We start from the raw sequence: 23,520 nt of genomic DNA on the forward strand, positions 1-23,520 counted from the left end.
TGGAAGACGCTGAGATTTTAGGAAAGTTTTGGAATAAGGAAGGTTACTATATTATAGTTTATAACAATGCTAAAAAAGCCCCTGAACTGTTCAAGGTAGAGTTCTCTGAGTGGAAGCGTATGCATATAGGGGAGACATATTAGACAGCGTTAGGGGGATACACTTACTTTTAAGTATCAAAAAAATGAGCACTTCCGTAATTGGAAATGCTTGTTTTTTGATATGTTTAGACTCTTATACTCAATGAAAATNNNNTACATATATCTACGGCAAGTCGACGTTGACGTGGTTTGAAGAGATTTTCGAAGAGTATTAGTCTTTATTTTCGTATGGCAAGATCAAGTTCAAGATGATTCCTGTCATGGCTGAAAGAGCAGTACCTGAAAGTGTAACTGGACCAAGTTTAAGGACAGCTCCTCCAAGTCCAAGAACCAACATAGCACTTGCGATGATGAGGTTTCGCATTTGAGCGAAATCAACACGTTCTTTAATCAAGACTTTCAAACCATTGCTGGCGATAACCCCATAGAGAAGGATTGACATACCACCAAGTACAGCGTTTGGAATAGTTGAAATCAAGGCAGTGAATTTACCAAGGAAGCTGAGGGCAATCGCGATGAAGGCAGCGTTACGGATAACTGAGACAGAAGCGATACGAGTCATACCGATAACCCCTGTATTTTCTCCGTAAGTTGTATTGGCTGGTCCACCAAGGAAGGCAGAAACAGAAGTTGCGATACCGTCACCAAGAAGAGTACGGTGGAGACCTGGTTCTTTTAAGAATTGACGGTCACAGATTTGACCCAAAACAGTATGGTCTCCGATATGTTCAGAAATTGTTACGATAGCGATTGGCAAGATAGCGATGGCTTCTGGACCAAAGTAAAGATTGTATTCTTTAAAGGCACCACCTGTGTTAAATGGCAAGTAGAAACCAGGAATTTCAAACCAGTTAGCTTTAAGAACTGGTGTAAAGTCAACCAAGCCAAGAGTTAGTGCGAAGAGGTAACCACCGATAATGGCAAAGAGAAATGGAATGATTCGTAGGAATCCTTTTCCCTTTGTATTGATAAAGGCAGCAATCAAGAAAGTAACAACTGCTACAAGAGCATTTTTCCAGTTTCCATCAGCTACAAGACCAGCGTTGGTAACAGCTGAACCTGCAAGTCCAAGACCGATAACGATAATCATAGGTCCGATGATGATTGGTGGCAAGAGTTTATCAATCCATTTTGTTCCTACAAATCGGATGCTGGTAGCAACAAGGACATAGACCAAACCAGTCAAGATAACTCCAGTTTGAGCAGCAGATATATCTCCTCCCATTTCCTTCATAGCTAGTGACATAGCTGTGATAAAGGCGAATGAAGAACCTAGATAAACTGGAACTTTAAAACCAGTTGAAATCATGTAGATGAGTGTTCCAACACCTGAAGCAAAAAGGGCAACAGATACAGGCATTCCCAAAATCAAGGGTACCAAGATGGTCGCACCAAACATGGCGAAAACGTGTTGGAAACTAAGGAGAATTCCTTTTCCAGCTGAAGGACGTTGGTCAACGTCTAGTAACAAATCAACAGTTGATTCTTGTTTCATATAAACCTCACTTTTGGGCATCAAAAAAGAGCCCATTATTTTACAGCAATAGGCCCTCAGAGTAAGAGTTCTCTAAAATCTAAACTTTAAAGAGTTTCAAGTATTTCTGTGTCTTCGTCACCTCACGGGATGACATTAAAAACCTTTGCTTAGGATAGTATAGCAGAAAAAAATGATTTTGTAAATCATTTTTTCCCGAGCCTAAAAATAAGAGAGCGAGGTTGATTTTGTAAATCATTTTTTCCCGAGCCTAAAAATAAGAGAGCGAGGATGACTTTGTAAACATTTTTTACTAAAAAATTTAAAGCGGGCGTTTATTTGGCATACCAGCCTTTCTTGGGTATTTGTTGGGCGTTTCTTTTTTCTTTTCTACCACTGTGATATAACGCGGATCTCCATTTGGTAGGGCGTAGCTGAGATTGTCTTCGACTTTACTAAAAAGGAGGTTGAGGGCATTCTTAGCTTCAAATAATTCCTCAGGCGCATTGCTGGCCTTGAGTGCCAATAGTTTACCACCAACTTTAAGGTAAGGAATTGTCAATTCAGACAAGACCTGCATACGGGCTACAGCACGAGCTGTTACAAAATCATACTGAGCACGGAAGTTCTTGTCTTGGGCAAAATCTTCGGCACGTCCATGGTAGAAATGAACATCGTCCAAATCCATTTCTTGAGCCAAGAGTTGTAGGAAGTTGATGCGCTTATTTAGCGAATCAATGATGGTCACATCTAACTGAGGATAGAGGATTTTCATTGGTAAACTAGGAAATCCTGCCCCAGCTCCAATATCAAGAAGTTTGATAGTTTCATTAGGAATCAAACCTTGAAGAATGGGTGCAATCGAATCGTAAAAATGTTTGAGATAAACTTCTTCCTTGTCCGTAATCGCCGTCAAATTAATCTTCTCATTCCACTCGACCAAGAGTTCAAAATAACGTTCAAATTGTTTTTTTTGCTGGTCCGAAAGTGGAAGATTTTGCTCGGCAAGCAAGTTGTAAAATGTTTCTGGTTTCATAGTTATTTCCTTCTTTAGTATCATCTTATTTTACCACAATCATTAAAAATTTGATATACTGGTACTAATCTAAAAGTAGAAAGGACTTATATCATGACTTGGATTATTCTTGGAGTTATCGCTCTTGTTGTTATTTTTGTGATTGTTAGCTATAACGGTTTGGTTAAGAATCGTATGCAAACAAAGGAGGCTTGGAGCCAAATTGATGTTCAGTTGAAACGTCGAAATGACCTCTTGCCAAACTTGATTGAGACTGTAAAAGGTTATGCTAAATATGAAGGTTCTACCCTTGAAAAGGTGGCAGAACTGCGTAACCAAGTGGCAGCAGCGACTTCACCAGCAGAAGCTATGAAAGCTAGTGATGCCCTCACTCGTCAGGTTGCAGGTATTTTTGCAGTTGCAGAAAGCTATCCAGATTTGAAGGCAAGCGCCAACTTTGTTAAATTGCAAGAGGAGTTGACAAACACAGAAAATAAAATTTCTTACTCTCGTCAACTCTACAACAGTGTTGTCAGCAACTACAATGTAAAATTAGAGACTTTCCCAAGCAACATTATCGCTGGAATGTTTGGATTTAAAGCAGCAGATTTCCTTCAAACACCAGAAGAGGAAAAGGCAGTTCCTAAGGTTGATTTTAGCGGTTTAGGTGACTAAGATGCTGTTTGATCAAATTGCAAGCAATAAACGAAAAACCTGGATTTTGTTGCTGGTATTTTTCCTACTCTTAGCTCTTGTTGGTTATGCGGTTGGTTACCTCTTTATGCGGTCTGGGCTTGGTGGTTTGGTTATCGCACTGATTATCGGCTTTATCTATGCCTTGTCCATGATTTTTCAATCGACAGAGATTGTCATGTCCATGAATGGAGCGCGTGAGGTGGATGAACAAACGGCACCAGACCTCTACCATGTAGTGGAAGATATGGCTATGGTGGCTCAGATTCCTATGCCCCGTGTTTTCATCATTGATGATCCAGCCTTAAATGCCTTTGCGACAGGTTCTAACCCTCAAAATGCGGCGGTTGCTGCGACTTCAGGTCTACTAGCTATCATGAATCGTGAAGAACTAGAAGCTGTTATGGGACACGAAGTCAGTCATATTCGTAATTATGATATCCGTATTTCGACTATTGCAGTTGCCCTTGCTAGTGCTATCACCATGCTTTCTGGTATGGCAGGTCGTATGATGTGGTGGGGTGGAGCAGGTCGCAGACGAAGTGATGATGACCGAGATGGAAATGGTCTTGAAATCATTATGCTAGTGGTTTCCCTACTAGCTATTGTACTGGCACCTCTCGCTGCAACCTTGGTTCAGCTCGCTATTTCTCGTCAGAGGGAATTTCTGGCAGATGCATCTAGTGTCGAGCTGACTCGCAATCCCCAGGGAATGATTAATGCCCTAGATAAGTTGGACAATAGCAAACCTATGAGTCGCCACGTCGATGATGCTAGCAGTGCACTTTATATCAATGATCCTAAGAAAGGTGGGGGGTTCCAAAAACTCTTTTATACCCACCCACCTATCTCAGAACGGATTGAACGTTTAAAACATATGTAAAATGAAGGCTGGAAAAAGTCTTTAAAATCTGAAAAACGCATAATATCAGGTGTGAAAACTTGATATTATGCGTTTTATTATGGGAAGATTTACTTCTTTTTCTCCTAAAATTGTGTTTTTGCCCCACATATTTGCGATGTTGAAAATTTATAAATCTTGAAAATTAACTACCTCCAAACCGTGTTCTGTTAAGCGATAGATGATTGAACAGATCTCTTTTAAGAAACAACGGTCATGCGAAACAGTGATGAGACCACCAGGATAAGTGGCAAAGAGTTTTCTAATTTCGGGTTGAGAAGTTGGAGAAAAGTTTCGTGTGGGTTCATCTAGCAGGAGAAAGTTTGGTTTGCGCAAGACTAAATCCAAAAGCAGGAGTTTTCCTTGTTGTCCGCCAGATAAGAAGCGAATTTGATGCTGCATTTCTGGATAACTGAAATTGAGACTGGCTAAGTGAGATTGGATTTTTTGTAGTTCCTCTTTTTCCCCAGTTTTACTTAGATAGGCTATTGGTGATAAATCCAATTGCAGTTTTTGCTGGTAATCTTGTGGCATATAACCAAGCGAAATCTCTCTTTTAGCATTAAAAAGTTGCTGTAACTTGGCTAATAGGGTCGATTTTCCAATACCATTTGGCCCTATAATACCGATTTTTTCTTGGCCACGGACAGTTAATTGTAGTTCTTGCACCAAAATTCGCTCGCCAATGGATAAATTTTCTTTTTCCAGTTGGATTAAGACTTTAGAAGTAGGTAATGGCTGTATATCTGAGAAGAAAAGTCTGATTTCTTCCTCTTCAAGTGGCTTTTGGGTCATGGCCTGAGCTGCTCTTTCGTAGCGTTTTTCTTGTGAGAGGACAGTTTTCATCTTTTTAGCCAATAGGCGACCGGCAGTACTGTCTTTGGTAGCTCGAAGAGCAGTTTCTACATTTTGTTTAACTCGTTGATGTTTTTCCATGGTTTTATCGTAGGCTCTTTGGTCGTTGGCTGCTTGCTGGGTTTGTCTGGCAAAATTAGCCTTTCTCTGCTCACTATAACTATCATAGTCTAAATGCTCTACTAGTGTTTCTGCTTCTTTACGGTGCTTGACCAGTCGCAAGTGAACAATAGTGTCTGCCGTTTCAGAAAGAAAGTCCTCATCATGGGAAATGAAAATAACGGTTTGCCGAATCTTGCGCATTTGACCTTTTAGCCAATCAACCGTCTCAAGATCCAAGTCATTTGAAGGTTCATCTAAAAATAGAATCTCAAAAGGTTTGGCTAACTCATGGATGAGCTGAATTTTCAAAGCTTCACCCCCTGATAGACTACCAATCTCTTGGTCGCTTGCGAAACGATTGCTATCAAAATGCAATTCCTCAGCTAAACGATAGAGGACACTGTAATCTAAATCAATAGTATCTAAAAAGAAGTAGTCGTGTAGAGTTCTATTTTTCAGGTCCTCAGGAAGTTTTTGAGGAATGTAGGCTATTGATTGATAATCAGATTGAATGTCTCCCCCGATAGTGAAATCAGGCAAAGTTTCCCCCATTAAAATTTTAAGTAAGGTGGATTTGCCATTTCCTTCTTCACCAATAATAGCGACCTTTTCCCTGTCTTGGATGGTCATGCTGAGGTCAGAGACAAGGTCTCGTAAATCTTTGTTTTGTGTGATGGTCAGGTGATTGATTTTTATCATATGATTGCCCTTTCTAGAATGTTGATACTACATAACAAAAAGCTCTACTTTACCTAGTAGAGCCCAAAGTCTATGTCAAAAAAACTCTATTAATACTCTTCGAAAATCTCTTCAAACCACGTCAGCGTCGCCTNNTTTTCATTGAGTATAAAATGCCAGAAAAAGAGCATAAAAGAGTACACAAAAAGAGACAAAAACAAGATCTACTAAATAAAGGTTTTTTATTTGATAGGCTTAGTTGTTCATGTCTCCCTTACCTCCGAGTATTGGTATCTTTATACTATACTTTTAAGGAAATTTTGTCAACAGAAAACTGGAAATTCCAAGCTCTAAAATACGAGTGATAAGCATTAGTACCGAGTTCTTTGTCTTCCATAGGGGCATCCTCCTTGCTCTGATGTAGTATAGCACTAAAAAACAAAATATCATAGTGGACATATTAAAAACTTGAATGTTAATTACAAAGTTTGGTGGGTTGATTTGTAGGCTTTTCATGGTATAATCAAGAGAGTAAATCTTTATGGAGGAAGTATGAAATTAAATATTCAAGAGATACGCAAGCAATCTGAAGGCTTGCACTTTGAACAAAGTTTAGACTTAGCCGCAGACCTGCGTGCACGTAATCAAGAAATTTTAGATGTAAAAGATATCCTTGCGGTTGGGAAAGTCCAATACGAAGACCGTATGTATTTCTTAGATTATCAACTATCTTATACCATTGTTCTTGCTTCAAGTCGTAGTATGGAGCCAGTTGAGTTAGCTGAATCTTATCCAGTCACAGAAGTTTTCATGGAAGGCGCAACCAACCAGCTAGATCAAGAAGTTCTAGATGATGATTTGGTCCTACCTATCGAAAATGGAGAACTTGACCTTGCTGAGAGCGTATCAGACAATATCCTACTAAACATTCCTATCAAGGTCTTGACGGCTGAAGAAGAGGCTGGTCAAGGATTTGTGTCAGGAAATGACTGGCAAATCATGACAGAGGAAGAATACCAAGCCCAACAAGCAGTCAAGAAAGAAGAAAACAGTCCTTTTGCTGGCTTACAAGGACTATTTGACGGAGACGAATAATGGTCTTGTCAAAAAAACGAGCACGAAAAGTGCTAGAAGAAATCATTGCTCTTTTTCCAGATGCCAAACCCAGTCTTGATTTTACCAATCATTTTGAACTCTTGGTTGCGGTCATGTTGTCAGCTCAGACAACGGATGCAGCGGTAAATAAGGCCACACCGGGTCTCTTTGCTGCCTTTCCAACGCCACAAGCCATGTCTGTGGCGACTGAGAGTGAGATTGCTTCACACATTTCTCGACTGGGACTGTATCGAAATAAGGCTAAATTCCTTAAAAAATGTGCCCAACAGTTACTAGACGATTTTGATGGTCAAGTCCCTCAAACACGTGAGGAATTGGAGAGTTTGGCAGGTGTTGGTCGCAAGACAGCCAATGTTGTTATGAGTGTAGGATTTGGGATTCCAGCCTTTGCAGTGGATACTCATGTGGAGCGTATTTGCAAACACCACGATATCGTCAAAAAATCAGCGACACCACTTGAGGTGGAAAAGCGGGTCATGGATATCTTGCCGCCTGAGCAGTGGTTAGCAGCTCATCAGGCCATGATTTATTTTGGAAGAGCCATTTGTCATCCTAAAAATCCAGAGTGTGACCAGTACCCACAGTTATATGATTTTAGCAATTTGTAAGATGGAAGATCGAAAGTTTTTGCTTGATTTTAAGCTTACTTTGTGCTATAGTAATTGATAACTAAATATTCCTTTAAACTTGTCCCGTGAGGCAGGCAAGGAGCGCGATAAAGTAGAAGGGTGAAGTCTATACTGTGTGCAGTAGGGCTTGCTTAGCTATACATTTCAAGTCTCCTTGTTTAAGGAGACTTTTCTTTTTGGAGGTTTGTCATGAAGACAAAAGAAGTTGTAGACGAATTGACCGTCAAACGAGCGATTACGCGTATTACTTATGAGATTATTGAACGCAACAAAGATTTGAATAAAATCGTCTTGGCTGGTATTAAAACTCGCGGTGTCTTTATCGCCCATCGTATCCAAGAACGTTTGGAGCAACTAGAAAACCTTTCAGTTCCGGTTGTGGAATTGGATACTAAACCCTTCCGTGATGATGTTAAAAGTGGAGAAGATACTTCTTTGGTTTCTGTCGATGTGACAGACCGCGAAGTTATCTTGGTGGACGATGTGCTTTATACAGGTCGTACCATCCGTGCTGCTATTGATAATATTGTAGGTCATGGTCGTCCTGCGCGCGTGAGTTTAGCAGTTCTAGTTGATCGTGGACATAGAGAATTGCCTATTCGTCCAGATTACGTTGGGAAAAATATTCCAACCAGTCGTTCTGAAGAAATCATCGTAGAGATGGCAGAACTTGATGGCCAAGACAGAGTTCTGATTACTGAAGAAGCTTAGAAAGCTAAAGGAGTAGCCATGTCAGAAAATCAACAAGCATTGAACCATGTGGTGTCCATGGAAGACCTCACTGTCGATCAAGTCATGAAATTGATCAAGCGAGGAATTGAGTTTAAAAATGGAGCCCAGCTTCCCTATGAAGACCATCCGATTGTTTCCAATCTTTTCTTTGAGGATTCTACACGGACGCATAAGTCCTTTGAAGTGGCAGAGATTAAATTGGGATTGGAACGACTTGACTTTGATGTGAAGACTAGTTCAGTCAATAAGGGTGAAACACTTTATGATACCATTTTGACTCTGTCTGCTTTAGGAGTGGATGTCTGTGTGATTCGCCACCCAGAGGTCGACTATTACAGAAAATTGATTGCAAGTCCCACGATTACGACTTCCATTATCAATGGTGGAGACGGTTCGGGTCAACACCCTAGCCAGAGTTTGCTTGATTTGATGACTATTTATGAGGAATTTGGTCACTTTGAGGGTCTCAAGGTTGCGATTGCAGGTGACTTGGACCACTCACGCGTTGCCAAATCCAATATGCAGATTTTGAAACGCTTGGGAGCTGAACTTTACTTTGCTGGACCTGAGGAATGGAGAAGTCAAGAGTTTGCAGACTATGGACAGTTTGTAGCCATTGATGAAATTATTGATCAGGTGGATGTTATGATGTTTCTCCGTGTGCAACATGAACGCCATAATAGTGGAGCTGTCTTTTCAAAAGAAGACTACCATGCCCAACATGGCTTGACTCAAGAACGTTATGACCGTTTGAAAGAAACAGCAATCCTTATGCATCCAGCTCCAGTCAATCGCGATGTGGAAATCGCAGATCACTTGGTTGAAGCACCAAAATCACGGATTGTCCAACAAATGACCAATGGTGTCTTTGTTCGAATGGCAATCTTAGAATCCGTACTGGCGAGTAGAAACGCCAACTAAAACACAAGACGTTAAAAGACGCCAGTGAGCGTCCACGAGAGGTGAAAATATGACAAAAAGACTTCTAGTATTAGAAGATGGTACAGTTTTTGAAGGCAAGGCCTTCGGAGCAGATATTGATGTAACTGGTGAAATTGTCTTTAATACAGGCATGACCGGCTACCAAGAATCCATTACAGACCAGTCTTATAATGGACAAATCTTGACCTTTACTTATCCTTTGGTGGGAAATTATGGAATTAACCGTGATGATTACGAATCCATTATTCCAACTTGTAAGGGAGTTGTTGTTTTCGAAGAAGCACGTAGAGCTAGTAACTGGCGCAACCAAATGACCTTGGATGAATTTTTGAAAGCCAAGAAAATTCCGGGTATTTCAGGGATTGATACACGTGCTCTTACCAAGATTATCCGTAAGCATGGTACGATGCGTGCAACCTTGACCCATGTTGGGGACAGTATGGACCATGTGACGGACCAGCTCCAAGCAACAGTTTTGCCGACAGATAATATCAAGCAGGTTTCTACAAAAACATCATATCCAGCTCCAGGAGTTGGTTTGAGTGTTGTCTTAGTGGACTTTGGTCTCAAGCACTCAATCTTACGTGAACTTTCTAAACGCAACTGTAACGTGACCGTCGTTCCTTATTCAACAACGGCGGAAGAAATTCTCCATCTCAATCCTGACGGAGTTATGTTGTCAAACGGTCCAGGTAACCCAGAAGATGTTCCACAAGCACTCGACATGATTCGTGGTGTGCAAGGAAAAATTCCAATCTTTGGTATTTGTATGGGGCATCAACTCTTTGCTATGGCAAACGGGGCAAAGACTTACAAGATGAAGTTTGGTCACCGTGGATTCAACCATGCGGTACGCGAAATTGCTACAGGACGTGTGGATTTTACAAGTCAAAACCATGGTTATGCAGTTAGCCGTGAGGATTTGCCAGAGCACTTGATTATCACCCACGAAGAAATCAATGACAAGTCAGTTGAAGGTGTGCGTCACAGATATCAACCTGCTTTCTCTGTTCAATACCATCCAGATGCAGCCCCTGGTCCACACGACGCTAGCTACCTATTTGACGAGTTTATCGAGATGATGGAAGCTTTTAAACAATCAAACTAAGAACGAGTAAAAGCTCGTCGGAGAATTTATGTAACTGAACACGGACGGAAAGCTCAGAATTTAGAGAAACCAATTTGGATTGTCAATCCTTCATGGGTTTCCTAAAATTCAATCGCTTTCTATTCGTCCTTTGTATCTTATTTAATGTCGCCCTGAGAGGCGACGAATAGAAAGGCAGGTCGTTTCTTTTAGTCGCTGTCAGGCGAACTAAAAACTCCCTGCACTAGATTTTTTACCGAAAAGTATCGTTTCGCTAAAAAATCGTCGGAGAATTTATTTAATGTCGCTCAGTGAGGCGACGAATAGAAAGGAGAAGGGTGGTCCGTATTTGCTGAACTGAATACGGGCTACGGACGGTGCTAAAAAGATAGTTATTCCTAGAACTGACAGTTCTTCGTCATAACTCCTATTTTAGCTTTGTCCGCTTGACGCCCTTAATATCTTATATATGCCTAAACGTACTGATATTCAAAAAATTATGGTGATTGGTTCTGGTCCGATTATTATTGGTCAGGCTGCTGAGTTTGACTACGCTGGGACCCAGGCTTGCTTGTCTTTGAAAGAGGAAGGTTATGAGGTTGTTTTGGTTAATTCAAACCCTGCAACTATCATGACGGACAAGGAAATTGCTGATAAGGTTTATATTGAACCGATTACACTTGAGTTTGTGACACGTATTCTTCGTAAGGAGCGTCCAGATGCCTTGCTACCAACACTCGGTGGTCAGACAGGGCTTAATATGGCCATGGAATTGTCTAAAAATGGTATCCTAGATGAGCTTGGTGTTGAACTTCTGGGTACTAAACTATCTGCCATTGATCAAGCGGAGGACCGTGACCTCTTTAAACAATTGATGGAAGAGCTCAACCAACCAATTCCAGAATCTGAAATTGTCAACACAGTCGAAGAAGCTGTTGCCTTTGCAGCAACAATTGGCTACCCAGTCATCGTCCGTCCAGCCTTTACACTTGGTGGTACTGGTGGTGGTATGTGTGCTAATGAGGAAGAATTGCGTGAAATCGCTGAAAATGGTTTGAAATTGTCACCTGTTACCCAATGTTTGATTGAGCGTTCAATTGCTGGTTTCAAGGAAATTGAATACGAAGTGATGCGTGACTCAGCTGACAATGCTTTGGTTGTATGTAACATGGAAAACTTTGACCCAGTTGGGATTCATACAGGGGATTCCATCGTATTTGCCCCTGCGCAAACCATGTCAGACTATGAAAACCAAATGCTACGCGACGCGAGCTTGAGCATTATCCGCGCTCTCAAGATTGAAGGTGGATGTAACGTTCAGCTAGCCCTTGATCCACATAGCTTCAAGTACTATGTCATCGAAGTAAACCCTCGTGTATCCCGTTCGTCAGCCCTTGCATCTAAGGCGACAGGATATCCGATTGCTAAATTGGCTGCCAAGATTGCCGTCGGTTTGACCTTGGATGAGGTCATCAACCCAGTTACAGGTTCAACCTATGCCATGTTTGAGCCAGCCCTTGACTACGTGGTTGCCAAGATTCCACGTTTCCCATTTGACAAGTTTGAAAAGGGTGAGCGCCGTCTGGGTACTCAGATGAAGGCCACTGGAGAAGTCATGGCGATTGGACGTAACATCGAAGAGTCACTTCTTAAAGCTTGTCGTTCACTTGAAATTGGAGTTCACCACAATGAAATGCCTGAACTTGCAGCAGTTTCTGATGATGCTTTGATTGAAAAGGTTGTGAAAGCCCAAGATGACCGCCTCTTCTACGTATCAGAAGTAATTCGTCGTGGCTACACACCAGAAGAGATTGCTGACCTGACTAAGATTGATATCTTCTATCTGGATAAACTCTTACATATCTTTGAAATTGAGCAGGAGTTGGGTGCCCATCCACAAGATCTTGAAGTTTTGAAAACTGCAAAATTGAATGGATTTTCAGACCGTAAGATTGCTGAACTCTGGGAAACGACTGCTGATCACGTTCGCCAACTTCGTTTGGAAAACAAGATTGTCCCAGTCTACAAAATGGTTGATACCTGTGCGGCGGAGTTTGACTCTGAAACACCATATTTCTATTCAACCTATGGTTGGGAAAATGAATCTATCAAGTCTGATAAGGAATCTGTACTTGTCCTAGGTTCTGGTCCAATCCGTATCGGACAGGGAGTTGAGTTCGACTATGCAACGGTTCACTCAGTTAAGGCTATCCAGGCTGCTGGCTATGAAGCTATCATCATGAACTCAAACCCAGAGACTGTTTCAACAGACTTCTCTGTATCAGACAAGCTTTACTTTGAGCCATTGACATTTGAAGATGTTATGAATGTCATCGACTTGGAGCAACCAAAAGGGGTTATCGTTCAGTTCGGTGGTCAAACAGCCATCAACCTTGCGGAGCCATTGGCAAAAGCAGGTGTGACCATCCTTGGTACACAGGTCGCTGACCTAGACCGTGCTGAAGACCGTGACCTCTTCGAGCAAGCTCTCAAAGAATTGGACATTCCACAGCCACCAGGACAAACGGCTACCAATGAAGAAGAAGCAGTTCTTGCAGCACGTAAGATTGGTTTCCCAGTCCTTGTTCGCCCATCTTATGTACTTGGTGGACGCGCCATGGAAATCGTAGAAAATGAAGAAGATCTTCGTTCTTACATGCGTACAGCGGTTAAGGCTAGTCCAGACCACCCAGTTCTTGTCGATTCTTATATCGTTGGTCAGGAGTGCGAAGTTGATGCCATCTCAGATGGTGAAAATGTCCTTATCCCAGGTATCATGGAGCATATCGAACGTGCTGGTGTCCACTCAGGTGACTCAATGGCTGTTTACCCTCCGCAAACCTTGTCTCAAAAGGTGCAGGAAACCATCGCAGACTACACCAAACGCCTAGCAATCGGCCTCAACTGTCTTGGAATGATGAACATTCAGTTTGTTATCAAGGATGAAAAAGTCTACGTTATTGAGGTCAATCCACGTGCCAGCCGTACCGTTCCATTCCTTTCTAAGGTAACTAATATTCCTATGGCTCAAGTAGCGACCAAGCTCATTCTTGGTCAAAACCTTGAAGAACTTGGCTACCAAGATGGACTTTACCCTGAAAGCACTCGCGTTCATATCAAGGCACCTGTCTTCTCCTTTACCAAACTAGCTAAGGTAGACAGCTTACTTGGTCCTGAAATGAAGTCAACAGGGGAAGTTATGGGTTCTGATACTACTTTGGAAAAAGCTCTCTATAAAGCTTTTGAAGCTTCTTACCTCCACTTGCCAACCTTTGGAAATGTTGTATTTACCATCGCTGATGATGCCAAAGAAGAAGCCTTGGACTTGGCTCGTCGTTTTCAAAATATTGGCTATGGAATCCTCGCGACAGAAGGGACAGCAGCCTTCTTTGCCAGTCATGGATTACATGCTCAGCCTGTTGGTAAGATTGGTGATGACGATAAGGATATTCCAAACTTTGTTCGTAAAGGAAGAATTCAAGCTATCATTAACACAGTTGGAACAAAACGAACTGCTGACGAAGATGGTGAGCAAATCCGCCGTTCAGCCATTGAACACGGGGTGCCCCTCTTCACAGCGCTAGATACAGCTAATGCCATGCTTAAGGTACTTGAAAGTCGTAGCTTTGTTACAGAAGCGATTTAAATAGAAAAATAAGATATAGCAGACTGAATTTAGAACAGTACACAGGAATACTAAAATATTTCTAGAAATTAATTTGAATTTTCTAATTGATTTGTTCGTATCTTATTTCAATCTACTATAGAAAAAAGTCTTTAAAATTATAAAACGCATAATATCAGGTGTTGAAAACCTTGATATTATGCGTTTTATTGTAGGAATATTTACTTCATTTTCTACTAAAATTATGTTTTTGAATAACCTCTATCTTAGTAGTTTGTATGGTCGCCCTCAATCAGTTTTTACGATAAGCTTTAATACTATGACTATACCATTCTTGCATTTCCTTTGATGGTGGTGTCATATAATCTCCATACATCTGGGTTAAAAATTGGTCATATTTTTTTGGCACAGGCAACATACGACCTTCAAACTCGGTTAAAATCAGTTCTTTAAAAGTATCAACTGGGAAGATTTCTTTCATTCCTTCCTTACCAATCCCAATTCCTCCTTCATATTGAGGAGTGCTGGTTGCAGCATTTTTGACTAGCTGATCAATTTTCTTGTAAAAGTAACGGGGATTGACCACCCGGAGGGCGTACCAGCTACATAATCTTAGAAAATCTTTTAATTTGCTATCACCGTGAACTGCGCGTGATTTTTTGATATAAGCTAGTTGACGAAGGGCCACATACTTATAACTCTTGTCGACAATGCTCAAGTCTGTAAAGCGATCAATTGGGAAGACATCGATAAAGAGACTGGTGTCATGGCGCTTGTACTTAACATGGTCTTCGATAACAGTAGAAGTGTCCAAAATTGATGCGAAATTATGGAAGTACCAAGAAGATGTATCGTAGGAAAGAACCTTGTAGCGAGGGTGGTCTTCTTCCTCAATAATCTTCAATAAGCGCTCATAATCTTCACGATAGAGAGAAATATCAATATCATCATCCCATGGAATCATACCTTTGTGGCGGATAGCTCCAAGCATGGTTCCATAACTGAGAAAATAAGGAATATTATGTTTCTTACAAGTCTCATCAATATAGTCTAGTAGGGCTAGTTGAATTTCTTTAATTTCTTCTTTTTTTAAATATTGCATTCTAATCCTCCAATTTGTAGGCATGAAATTCATGACTGTAGAAACGTTTTTCTTCAGGTGGCAAGGTCATATAATCTCCATAAAATTGTGTCAAAATAGTATCAAATTTTTCAGGCGCAGGAAGGGTCAAATTCTCAAAGGGTAAATCGATTCTTTTATCGAAGGTACCACTTGGGAAGACTTCCTTTTCCTTAAATTTAGAAGGGATAAAAGCCATATACTGCCCATTTTCACGACTATATTTTTGAATTTCTTTCTCAATTTTATTTGCAAAATAACGAGGAGAAACCGGTCGAAGGAGCAACCAAAAAGCTGTTCGTATCCAATCTTTTAAAAGGCTATCCTTATAGACAATATTTTTATGTTTACTGAAAGACAGAAGTTTGAAGCTTTCCAGTTTGTAACAAATATCAATGACCTTAGGATCATCAAAGCGATCCATAGGGAAAATGTCAATAAAGACACCAGACTTATAGGTTTTTGTATTCCGAGTATCAATGATTTTGGTCGTACTGTCGGTTATTTTGATAAAGTTATTGAAGTAGTTCTGATCAGTTTCTAAGGAAAGGAGCTTATATTTGTTTTTTTCCTTTTGAAAAATATTTAGAAATCGTTGGTAGTCTTCTCGAGGCATGGACAGATCAATATCGTCGTCCCAAGGAATAAAGCCCTCATGTCGAACCGCCCCAATCAGAGTACCGTAGTTAATAATATAGTTGATATTGTGCTTTTTACAGAGAGTATCAATATAATCCAAAATTTCTAATTCAATCTGTTTGGCATCTTCAATGGTTAGTTGTTTCATTTTAAACTCCTATGATCTTTTGAATTTATTTTTTAAGGCTAGGACATGGTTTAAAAATTCATAGAAAATGCTATCTTTGGTGAAGGCAAGTAGACCAATATAAGAGATGGCTGATAGCAAGACAATCAAACCAGTATTCATCAAAAATGGCAAATTAATGACCATATCCACAGGATACACGAAATTAATCAGGAAATAAATTGCTACAAAGGAAAGTGAAAAGAGAGAGTATCGAACAGTATAGCTAAAGATATGTCCTAAGTGAATGAGCTGTTTTCTATGGATGAAAATGATATAGAAGACAAGCAGAGAGGCCTCAGATAGCATAGTTGTCAGTAGGTAGTATTCAGGAGACACAATATGGTTGAAAAAGAGGAGACTATTTAAGCCCAAATTGAGTAATCCTGCAAAGACTGTATAGACTGTGATACGTTTTTCATAGCCATTTGTAAAGAGAATTTGGGAACCAAGAATGGTATCTAGTGCCAGGATAATCGTCCGAAAAGCGAAGAGAGAGGTTAAGATACCGCCTCCGATATATTTTTCACTACCGTAAAGTAGAATGGCATTTGGTCCTAGAATCATGAGTCCAAAACTTAGTGGAATGATAAAGAAGTTAAAGATTCGACTTCCTCTATTAACAAGTGCGACATAGGCTTCCTTATCGCCTTTTCCTAGATAGTAACTGAGACGGGGCACACTCACTCCGATAGCTCCTGTTACAACACCAGCTATAACGGTCACAATTCGCTGAGCCATGGTATAGTAACTAACGTTGACATCAATCCCTGTTTTAACGAGGAAGAGACGATCCAAAAAAGTGAAGAGCATATTGGCATTGGCAAAGACTAACATGGCTGTTAGAGGGAGAAAGAGAGGTTTAAAATCACTTATGTGAATCTTAACAAGTTTAATGTCTCTTTTAATCCAAAAATAACTAATCAGATAGTTAATCAGTGTCGATAAACTCATCACAAGTGTGTAGACAACAATATCGTGTTCATTTTTGACAAACAGGAAAATAGATACCAGCATCAGGATACGGATGAAGGCAGTCTTGTAAAAGAGAAAACTGTAATTTTCCAGAGCTTCATTAACCCATTCGATTGAAAAAATCTGGGCAATGAGTTGAATCCCCATAACAAGGTAGACTTTTTTGACGATTGGATTATCAGTAAAGAAGAGAGGATAGGCTAGGATATAGACAGCGGTGGTCAAAATTGTACAAGCTATGCACAAATAAAAAAGACTAGAGAAGGTTCTATTCAGATCTTTTTTGTTATCCTTAACATTACTGATGGCCCGTAAACCGTAGTTATAGACTCCATAAGTTGCGAAGGGCAAGAAAAATGACAAAATAGTGTCGACTGAGTTGAAGTAACCATAGTCAGTTCGGTCTAAGACACGCGCGACATAGGTACCAGTTAAGATGGGAAAAATAATATTTAAGACACGAATTCCCATATAAGATAGAGCATTTAATTTTATACTTTTCATTCAATTTACCTCGTTTTTCATTATATCATAAAGTCAGCTAATAAGAAATGAAGGGCAGTAATACTCTTCGAAAATCAAATTCAAACCACGTCAGCGTCGCCTTACCGTACTCAAGTACAGCTTACGGCTAGCTTCCTAGTTTGCTTTTTGATTTTTATTGAGTATAAGTCAAACAATCACTTTGAAGTCTCAAATCTTAATTTTAAGCTTTTTTTAAGAAAACTATATTATTCTGAAGAACTCTAAAATTTCACAGCCATTTATTAGTAATGACTAAAGAATTCCTAGTCATTACTAGAAATGGACTAGTTTCTTTGAATAATAGAACTCCTTAATCCTTCTATTCTAGAACGGGAGGGCCGGTATTTCTTTCATGATAGAACTAGATTGTGGTATAATAGAGAGAATAAGTTTTTTTAGTAAGACAAAGGAGAAAATAGATGATTTATGCAGGAATTCTTGCTGGTGGAACTGGCACACGCATGGGAATCAGTAACTTGCCAAAACAATTTTTAGAGCTAGGTGATCGACCTATTTTGATTCATACAATTGAAAAATTTGTCTTGGAACCAAGTATTGAAAAAATTGTAGTTGGGGTTCATGGAGACTGGGTTTCTCATGCAGAAGATCTTGTAGATAAATATCTTCCTCTTCATAAGGAACGTATCATCATTACAAAGGGTGGTGCTGACCGCAATACGAGTATTGAGAAAATCATTGAAGCCATTGATGCTTATCGTCCGCTTACTCCAGAGGATATCGTTGTTACCCACGATTCTGTTCGTCCATTTATTACACTTCGTATGATTCAAGACAATATTAAACTTGCCCAAAATCATGACGCAGTGGACACAGTGGTAGAAGCGGTTGATACTATCGTTGAAAGTACCAATGGTCAATTCATTACAGATATTCCAAATCGTGCTCACCTTTATCAAGGACAAACACCTCAAACATTCCGTTGCAAGGACTTCATGGACCTTTACGGTTCTCTCTCTGCTGAAGAGAAGGAAATCTTGACAGATGCATGTAAAATCTTTGTGATCAAAGGAAAAGATGTGGCCTTGGCCAAGGGTGAATACTCAAATCTGAAGATTACAACCGTAACAGATTTGAAGATTGCAAAAAGTATGATTGAGAAAGACTAGTAAAATGATTAATCAAATTTATCAACTAACTAAGCCTAAGTTTATCAATGTCAAATACCAGGAAGAGGCTATTGACCAAGAAAATCATATCCTCATCCGCCCTAATTATATGGCGGTCTGTCATGCGGATCAGCGTTACTACCAAGGAAAACGTGATCCCAAGATTTTGAACAAAAAGCTTCCAATGGCAATGATTCACGAGTCATGTGGAACCGTTATTTCTGACCCGACGGGAACCTATGAGGTTGGGCAAAAAGTTGTCATGATTCCTAATCAGCCTTCTATGCAGAGCGATGAAGAATTCTATGAAAACTACATGACAGGAACCCATTTCTTGTCTAGTGGCTTTGATGGCTTTATGAGAGAGTTTGTTTCTCTTCCTAAAGATCGTGTGGTGCCTTATGATGCTATCGAAGATACGGTTGCAGCCATTACAGAGTTTGTCAGTGTCGGCATGCATGCTATGAATCGCTTATTGGCTCTTGCTCATAGCAAGCGGAACCGAATCGCCGTTATCGGAGATGGAAGTTTAGCTTTTGTGGTTGCCAATATTATCAACTATACTTTGCCAGAAGCAGAGATTGTGGTTATTGGTCGTCATTGGGAAAAATTGGAACTCTTCTCTTTTGCCAAAGAATGCTATATTACTGATAATATTCCTGAAGATTTGGCCTTTGACCATGCTTTTGAGTGTTGTGGTGGTGATGGTACTGGACCGGCTATAAATGACCTGATTCGCTACATTCGTCCTCAGGGAACGATTCTCATGATGGGCGTTAGCGAGTATAAAGTCAATCTCAATACACGCGATGCCTTAGAAAAAGGCTTGCTCTTGGTTGGTTCCTCTCGTTCTGGTCGCATTGATTTTGAAAATGCTATCCAAATGATGGAAGTCAAGAAATTCGCCAATCGTCTTAAAAATATCCTTTATCTAGAAGAACCTGTAAGAGAAATTAAAGATATTCACCGTGTCTTTGCGACCGATTTAAACACAGCCTTTAAAACTGTGTTTAAGTGGGAAGTATAAGAACTGGAGGTTAATTGTGGAGAAAATCATTAAAGAGAAAATTTCTTCCTTACTTAGTGAAGAAGAGGAAGTCCTCAGTGTTGAACAACTGGGGGGAATGACCAATCAAAACTATTTGGTCAAAACAACAAATAAGCAATACATTGTTAAATTCTTTGGTAAAGGGACAGAAAAACTGATCAATCGTCAGGATGAAAAGTACAATCTTGAACTACTAAAGGATTTAGACTTAGATGTAAAAAATTATCTTTTTGATATTGATGCTGGTATCAAAGTAAATGAGTATATCGAATCTGCGATTACGCTTGATTCAAGGTCAATCAAGACCAAATTTGATAAAATTGCTCCAATATTACAAACTATTCATGCTTCTGGCAAGGAATTAAGAGGAGAATTTGCTCCTTTTGAAGAAATCAAAAAATACGAATCCTTGATTGAGGAAAAAATCCCTTATGCCAACTATGAAGCGGTTCGAGAAGAAGTCTTCGCCTTAGAGAAAAGACTGGCTGACTTAGGTGTTGACAGAAAATCTTGTCATATCGATTTGGTGCCTGAAAACTTTATCGAGTCACCACAAGGACGACTTTATCTGATTGACTGGGAATATTCATCAATGAACGATCCAATGTGGGATTTGGCTGCCCTCTTTTTAGAGTCTGAATTCACTCGTCAAGAGGAAGAAGACTTCTTGTCTCACTATGAGAGTGAGCAAACACCTGTCTCTCGTGAAAAGATTGCCATTTATAAAATTTTACAAGATGCTATTTGGAGTCTATGGACAGTCTATAAGGAAGAGCAAGGTGCAGATTTTGGTGACTATGGTGTGAGTCGTTACCAAAGAGCTGTTAAAGGTTTGTCCTATTATGGAGGTTCAGATGAAAAATAAAAATGGAGTTTCTTTTGGTCTACTCTCAGGTATTTTCTGGGGTTTAGGTCTAACGATTAGTGCTTATATCTTTTCGATTTTTACAGATTTGTCGCCCTTTGTGGTGGCTGCTGCTCACGATTTCTTGAGTATCTTTATCTTACTAGCTTTTCTTTTGATAAAAGAAGGGAAAGTTCGTCTCTCAATTTTCTTAAATATTCGCAATGTTAGTGTTATCATCGGAGCCTTGCTAGCAGGCCCTATCGGTATGCAGGCCAATCTTTACGCAGTTAAGTATATCGGAAGTTCCTTAGCTTCATCTGTATCGGCTATTTACCCTGCGATTTCAGTTTTATTGGCTTTCTTCTTTTTAAAGCACAAGATTTCAAAAAATACTGTATTTGGTATTGTCTTGATTATTGCAGGGATTATTGCTCAAACCTATAAGGTTGAACAGGTCAATTCCTTCTACATTGGTATTCTCTGTGCTTTGGTTTGTGCTATTGCATGGGGAAGCGAGAGTGTTCTTAGCTCCTTTGCCATGGAAAGTGAATTGAGTGAAATCGAGGCTCTCTTGATTCGTCAAGTGACTTCATTCTTGTCCTATCTTGTGATTGTGCTCTTCTCTCATCAGTCATTTGCTGAAGTAGCCAATGGACAATTGCTAGGTCTTATGATTGTCTTTGCAGCCTTTGATATGATTTCCTACTTGGCTTATTATATCGCTATCAATCGATTGCAACCTGCTAAAGCTACAGGATTGAACGTGAGCTATGTAGTTTGGACTGTCTTGTTTGCAGTTGTTTTCTTGGGTGCACCGCTAGATATGCTGACAATTATTACGTCACTTGTCGTCATTGCTGGAGTTTATATTATTATTAAAGAATAAAGGAGATTCGTGTGAAAGCCATTATCTTAGCAGCGGGATTGGGAACTCGCTTGCGTCCTATGACTGAAAATACCCCTAAAGCCTTGGTTCAGGTTAATCAAAAACCTTTGATTGAATACCAAATTGAGTTTCTAAAAGAAAAAGGGATCAATGACATCATCATCATCGTTGGTTACCTTAAAGAACAATTCGATTACTTAAAAGAAAAATACGGAGTTCGCCTCGTTTTCAATGATAAATACGCTGACTACAATAACTTTTACTCTCTCTATCTTGTAAAAGAAGAATTAGCTAACAGTTATGTTATTGATGCTGACAATTATCTCTTTAAAAATATGTTTCGCAATGATTTGACACGTTCGACTTATTTTAGTGTTTATCGTGAAGATTGTACCAATGAATGGTTCTTGGTCTATGGAGATGACTACAAGGTTCAAGACATTATTGTTGATAGCAAGGCTGGTCGCATCCTTAGTGGTGTATCCTTCTGGGATGCTCCAACTGCAGAAAAGATTGTCAGCTTTATCGACAAGGCTTATGCAAGTGGTGAATTTGTTGATCTCTACTGGGACAATATGGTTAAGGATAATATCAAAGAACTGGATGTCTATGTTGAAGAATTAGAAGGCAATAGCATCTATGAAATCGATAGTGTCCAAGACTACCATAAATTAGAAGAAATTCTTAAAAACGAAAATTAAAGATTTCAACATCTGGCTAAAATAGTCGGATGTTTTTTTGATTTTTTTACGAATAAATAGATGAGTAGAAAAAGAAATGGAGATATTTATGAAAATCACAAACTATGAAATCTATAAGTTGAAAAAATCAGGTTTGACTAATCAACAGATTTTGGCAGTTCTAGAATACGGTGAAAATGTTGATCAGGAATTTTTATTGGGTGATATTGCAGATATATCAGGTTGCAGAAATCCAGCTATTTTTATGGAACGTTATTTTCAGATAGACGATGCGCATTTGGAGAAAGAATTTCAAAAATTTCCATCTTTCTCTATTTTAGACGACTGTTACCCTTGGGATTTGAGTGAAATTTATGATGCACCTGTGCTTTTATTTTACAAGGGAAATCTTGACCTCTTGAAATTTCCGAAGGTAGCAGTCGTAGGAAGTCGTGCTTGTAGCAAACAGGGAGCTAAGTCAGTTGAAAAAGTCATTCAGGGATTGGAAAATGAACTGGTTATCGTCAGTGGCTTAGCCAAGGGCATTGACACAGCAGCTCATATGGCAGTTCTTCAGAATGGCGGAAAAACCATTGCAGTGATTGGAACAGGACTGGATGTGTTTTATCCTAAAGCCAATAAACGTTTGCAAGACTATATTGGTAATGACCATCTGGTTCTCAGTGAGTATGGACCAGGCGAACAACCTCTGAAATTTCATTTTCCTGCCCGTAATCGCATCATTGCCGGACTTTGTCGAGGTGTGATTGTAGCAGAGGCTAAGATGCGTTCAGGTAGTCTCATTACCTGTGAGCGAGCAATGGAGGAAGGGCGCGATGTTTTTGCTATACCTGGTAGCATTTTAGATGGACTATCAGACGGTTGCCATCATTTGATTCAGGAAGGAGCAAAATTGGTCACCAGTGGGCAGGATGTTCTTGCAGAATTTGAATTTTAAACATTATATAAGCTAGAATACTGAGAAAAAATCAAGTTCAAGATAAAATGAAGTAAATATCCCCACAATAAAACGCATAGTATCAGACTTTCAACACCTGATATTATGCGTTTTTTCTAAGTGAATAAGTAGAGTGGAGGATTTTTCCCAGAGGAAGGAAAGCAATTTAGTGTAATTGAGAAAGGAGAGTTGCTTGTGACTAATCTTGGTCGGCTTACTGTCAGGGGGCTTATCATCTAAAATCTTGTCGCTAAGGAAAAATAAATTCTTCAAGAGTAGAGGTTACAAGGGCTTGTTTAAGAAAGAATTCAAAGATCTTGACAGATAAAAATAAAATGGTTATTATAAAAAATGGTCTGAAATTTATGATGATACTTTTCGAAAATCTTTTTAAATCAGCTCAGCTTTGCCTTGCTGTGTTTTGAGCAAGCTACGGTGAGATTTTGAGTTTGATTTTCATTTACTAGAAATGAAGTTGATGAGAGATAGCAGTAGACATTTGCGTCAGGATGTGATGGAAAATGATAAAAAGATCTCGTGAGATTGGCATATTAGGCTACTAAAGCATTGAGTTTGTTAGGATTTTATACTCAATGAAA

General features: G+C 39.7%; 20 protein-coding genes. 14 read left to right on the forward strand and 6 right to left on the reverse strand.

Going from position 1 to position 23,520, the window contains the following annotated elements; translation table 11 throughout:
• Positions 1 to 312 precede the first annotated feature (312 nt).
• Positions 313 to 1,596: a uracil-xanthine permease family protein gene (locus HT688_RS00005; RefSeq protein WP_172923403.1), complete on the reverse strand. Its 1,284-nt coding sequence runs from the start codon at positions 1,594 to 1,596 to the stop codon at positions 313 to 315.
• 301 nt (positions 1,597 to 1,897) lie between these two features.
• On the reverse strand, positions 1,898 to 2,611 hold the full coding sequence (rsmG, locus tag HT688_RS00010) for a 16S rRNA (guanine(527)-N(7))-methyltransferase RsmG (RefSeq protein ID WP_055356934.1): 714 nt from the start codon (positions 2,609 to 2,611) through the stop codon (positions 1,898 to 1,900).
• 93 nt (positions 2,612 to 2,704) lie between these two features.
• On the opposite strand from rsmG, the gene HT688_RS00015 reads away from it, so the two are divergent.
• On the forward strand, positions 2,705 to 3,265 hold the full coding sequence (locus HT688_RS00015) for a LemA family protein (protein WP_050108063.1): 561 nt from the start codon (positions 2,705 to 2,707) through the stop codon (positions 3,263 to 3,265).
• 1 nt (position 3,266) lies between these two features.
• Positions 3,267 to 4,166 carry a zinc metalloprotease HtpX gene (htpX, locus tag HT688_RS00020; RefSeq protein WP_055356933.1) on the forward strand — a complete coding sequence of 300 codons (900 nt, stop codon included), beginning with the start codon at positions 3,267 to 3,269 and terminating at the stop codon, positions 4,164 to 4,166.
• 147 nt (positions 4,167 to 4,313) lie between these two features.
• On the opposite strand, the gene HT688_RS00025 is transcribed toward htpX, so the two are convergent.
• A complete protein-coding gene (locus HT688_RS00025; RefSeq protein ID WP_023934417.1) occupies positions 4,314 to 5,840 on the reverse strand; it encodes an ATP-binding cassette domain-containing protein in 1,527 nt (508 codons plus the stop codon).
• A gap of 531 nt (positions 5,841 to 6,371) precedes the next feature.
• Here HT688_RS00025 and HT688_RS00030 point away from each other — a divergent pair.
• The 6 genes from HT688_RS00030 to carB all read left to right on the forward strand — a co-directional run bounded on the left by HT688_RS00030 (position 6,372) and on the right by carB (position 13,971).
• Positions 6,372 to 6,914 carry a YceD family protein gene (locus HT688_RS00030; protein WP_055356936.1) on the forward strand — a complete coding sequence of 181 codons (543 nt, stop codon included), beginning with the start codon at positions 6,372 to 6,374 and terminating at the stop codon, positions 6,912 to 6,914.
• The gene (nth, locus tag HT688_RS00035; RefSeq protein ID WP_000244443.1) at positions 6,914 to 7,543 is read left to right on the forward strand and encodes an endonuclease III; all 630 of its coding nucleotides are present in this window, start codon (positions 6,914 to 6,916) and stop codon (positions 7,541 to 7,543) included. The genes HT688_RS00030 and nth overlap by 1 nt, the downstream gene beginning before the upstream one ends.
• A gap of 210 nt (positions 7,544 to 7,753) precedes the next feature.
• Positions 7,754 to 8,275: a bifunctional pyr operon transcriptional regulator/uracil phosphoribosyltransferase PyrR gene (pyrR, locus tag HT688_RS00040; protein WP_000850023.1), complete on the forward strand. Its 522-nt coding sequence runs from the start codon at positions 7,754 to 7,756 to the stop codon at positions 8,273 to 8,275.
• Positions 8,276 to 8,293: 18 nt separating this feature from the next.
• Complete coding sequence (locus tag HT688_RS00045; RefSeq protein WP_166736165.1) at positions 8,294 to 9,217, forward strand: aspartate carbamoyltransferase catalytic subunit; 924 nt, start codon at positions 8,294 to 8,296, stop codon at positions 9,215 to 9,217.
• Between the two features lie 49 nt (positions 9,218 to 9,266).
• A complete protein-coding gene (locus tag HT688_RS00050; RefSeq protein WP_000166853.1) occupies positions 9,267 to 10,346 on the forward strand; it encodes a carbamoyl phosphate synthase small subunit in 1,080 nt (359 codons plus the stop codon).
• Positions 10,347 to 10,794: 448 nt separating this feature from the next.
• The gene (carB, locus tag HT688_RS00055; protein WP_172923412.1) at positions 10,795 to 13,971 is read left to right on the forward strand and encodes a carbamoyl-phosphate synthase large subunit; all 3,177 of its coding nucleotides are present in this window, start codon (positions 10,795 to 10,797) and stop codon (positions 13,969 to 13,971) included.
• Positions 13,972 to 14,242: 271 nt separating this feature from the next.
• Here carB and HT688_RS00060 read toward each other — a convergent pair whose 3' ends face one another.
• Genes HT688_RS00060 through tacF form a run of 3 tightly spaced genes read right to left on the reverse strand, consistent with a single transcriptional unit; the run spans position 14,243 to position 17,354 of the window.
• Complete coding sequence (locus HT688_RS00060; RefSeq protein ID WP_172923414.1) at positions 14,243 to 15,052, reverse strand: LicD family protein; 810 nt, start codon at positions 15,050 to 15,052, stop codon at positions 14,243 to 14,245.
• A gap of 1 nt (position 15,053) precedes the next feature.
• The gene (locus HT688_RS00065) at positions 15,054 to 15,857 is read right to left on the reverse strand and encodes a LicD family protein (protein WP_172923416.1); all 804 of its coding nucleotides are present in this window, start codon (positions 15,855 to 15,857) and stop codon (positions 15,054 to 15,056) included.
• A gap of 9 nt (positions 15,858 to 15,866) precedes the next feature.
• A complete protein-coding gene (gene tacF, locus HT688_RS00070; RefSeq protein ID WP_172923418.1) occupies positions 15,867 to 17,354 on the reverse strand; it encodes a type IV teichoic acid flippase TacF in 1,488 nt (495 codons plus the stop codon).
• A gap of 440 nt (positions 17,355 to 17,794) precedes the next feature.
• Here tacF and HT688_RS00075 point away from each other — a divergent pair, with 440 nt between their 5' ends.
• The 6 genes from HT688_RS00075 (at position 17,795) to dprA (ending at position 22,921) form a co-directional block, all read left to right on the forward strand.
• A complete protein-coding gene (locus HT688_RS00075; protein WP_000638493.1) occupies positions 17,795 to 18,502 on the forward strand; it encodes an IspD/TarI family cytidylyltransferase in 708 nt (235 codons plus the stop codon).
• A gap of 4 nt (positions 18,503 to 18,506) precedes the next feature.
• Positions 18,507 to 19,529 carry a ribitol-5-phosphate dehydrogenase gene (locus HT688_RS00080; protein WP_172923420.1) on the forward strand — a complete coding sequence of 341 codons (1,023 nt, stop codon included), beginning with the start codon at positions 18,507 to 18,509 and terminating at the stop codon, positions 19,527 to 19,529.
• A 16-nt stretch (positions 19,530 to 19,545) separates the two neighbouring features.
• Positions 19,546 to 20,415, forward strand: coding sequence for a phosphotransferase (locus tag HT688_RS00085; RefSeq protein WP_172923421.1), 870 nt, complete (start codon positions 19,546 to 19,548; stop codon positions 20,413 to 20,415).
• Positions 20,405 to 21,283: a DMT family transporter gene (locus tag HT688_RS00090; protein WP_049500425.1), complete on the forward strand. Its 879-nt coding sequence runs from the start codon at positions 20,405 to 20,407 to the stop codon at positions 21,281 to 21,283. The genes HT688_RS00085 and HT688_RS00090 overlap by 11 nt, the downstream gene beginning before the upstream one ends.
• An 11-nt stretch (positions 21,284 to 21,294) precedes the next feature.
• Complete coding sequence (locus HT688_RS00095) at positions 21,295 to 21,984, forward strand: sugar phosphate nucleotidyltransferase (protein ID WP_000643965.1); 690 nt, start codon at positions 21,295 to 21,297, stop codon at positions 21,982 to 21,984.
• An 88-nt stretch (positions 21,985 to 22,072) separates the two neighbouring features.
• Positions 22,073 to 22,921: a DNA-processing protein DprA gene (gene dprA, locus HT688_RS00100; RefSeq protein ID WP_172923422.1), complete on the forward strand. Its 849-nt coding sequence runs from the start codon at positions 22,073 to 22,075 to the stop codon at positions 22,919 to 22,921.
• Positions 22,922 to 23,520 lie beyond the last annotated feature (599 nt).

Origin of the sequence: Streptococcus sp. 1559 (genome assembly GCF_013276735.1) — a bacterium.
Classification (GTDB): domain Bacteria; phylum Bacillota; class Bacilli; order Lactobacillales; family Streptococcaceae; genus Streptococcus; species Streptococcus pseudopneumoniae.

What these genes read in the sequence shown, in the direction of transcription:
- HT688_RS00030 (WP_055356936.1), top strand. Translation starts at nt 6,372, where the DNA reads ATGAAATTAAATATTCAAGAGATACGCAAGCAATCTGAAGGCTTGCAC.
- nth (WP_000244443.1), top strand. Translation starts at nt 6,914, where the DNA reads ATGGTCTTGTCAAAAAAACGAGCACGAAAAGTGCTAGAAGAAATCATT.
- tacF (WP_172923418.1), bottom strand. Translation starts at nt 17,354, where the DNA reads ATGAAAAGTATAAAATTAAATGCTCTATCTTATATGGGAATTCGTGTC.
- dprA (WP_172923422.1), top strand. Translation starts at nt 22,073, where the DNA reads ATGAAAATCACAAACTATGAAATCTATAAGTTGAAAAAATCAGGTTTG.
- HT688_RS00080 (WP_172923420.1), top strand. Translation starts at nt 18,507, where the DNA reads ATGATTAATCAAATTTATCAACTAACTAAGCCTAAGTTTATCAATGTC.
- HT688_RS00050 (WP_000166853.1), top strand. Translation starts at nt 9,267, where the DNA reads ATGACAAAAAGACTTCTAGTATTAGAAGATGGTACAGTTTTTGAAGGC.
- htpX (WP_055356933.1), top strand. Translation starts at nt 3,267, where the DNA reads ATGCTGTTTGATCAAATTGCAAGCAATAAACGAAAAACCTGGATTTTG.
- rsmG (WP_055356934.1), bottom strand. Translation starts at nt 2,611, where the DNA reads ATGAAACCAGAAACATTTTACAACTTGCTTGCCGAGCAAAATCTTCCA.
- HT688_RS00060 (WP_172923414.1), bottom strand. Translation starts at nt 15,052, where the DNA reads ATGCAATATTTAAAAAAAGAAGAAATTAAAGAAATTCAACTAGCCCTA.
- carB (WP_172923412.1), top strand. Translation starts at nt 10,795, where the DNA reads ATGCCTAAACGTACTGATATTCAAAAAATTATGGTGATTGGTTCTGGT.
- pyrR (WP_000850023.1), top strand. Translation starts at nt 7,754, where the DNA reads ATGAAGACAAAAGAAGTTGTAGACGAATTGACCGTCAAACGAGCGATT.
- HT688_RS00025 (WP_023934417.1), bottom strand. Translation starts at nt 5,840, where the DNA reads ATGATAAAAATCAATCACCTGACCATCACACAAAACAAAGATTTACGA.
- HT688_RS00065 (WP_172923416.1), bottom strand. Translation starts at nt 15,857, where the DNA reads ATGAAACAACTAACCATTGAAGATGCCAAACAGATTGAATTAGAAATT.
- HT688_RS00005 (WP_172923403.1), bottom strand. Translation starts at nt 1,596, where the DNA reads ATGAAACAAGAATCAACTGTTGATTTGTTACTAGACGTTGACCAACGT.
- HT688_RS00090 (WP_049500425.1), top strand. Translation starts at nt 20,405, where the DNA reads ATGAAAAATAAAAATGGAGTTTCTTTTGGTCTACTCTCAGGTATTTTC.
- HT688_RS00075 (WP_000638493.1), top strand. Translation starts at nt 17,795, where the DNA reads ATGATTTATGCAGGAATTCTTGCTGGTGGAACTGGCACACGCATGGGA.
- HT688_RS00045 (WP_166736165.1), top strand. Translation starts at nt 8,294, where the DNA reads ATGTCAGAAAATCAACAAGCATTGAACCATGTGGTGTCCATGGAAGAC.
- HT688_RS00015 (WP_050108063.1), top strand. Translation starts at nt 2,705, where the DNA reads ATGACTTGGATTATTCTTGGAGTTATCGCTCTTGTTGTTATTTTTGTG.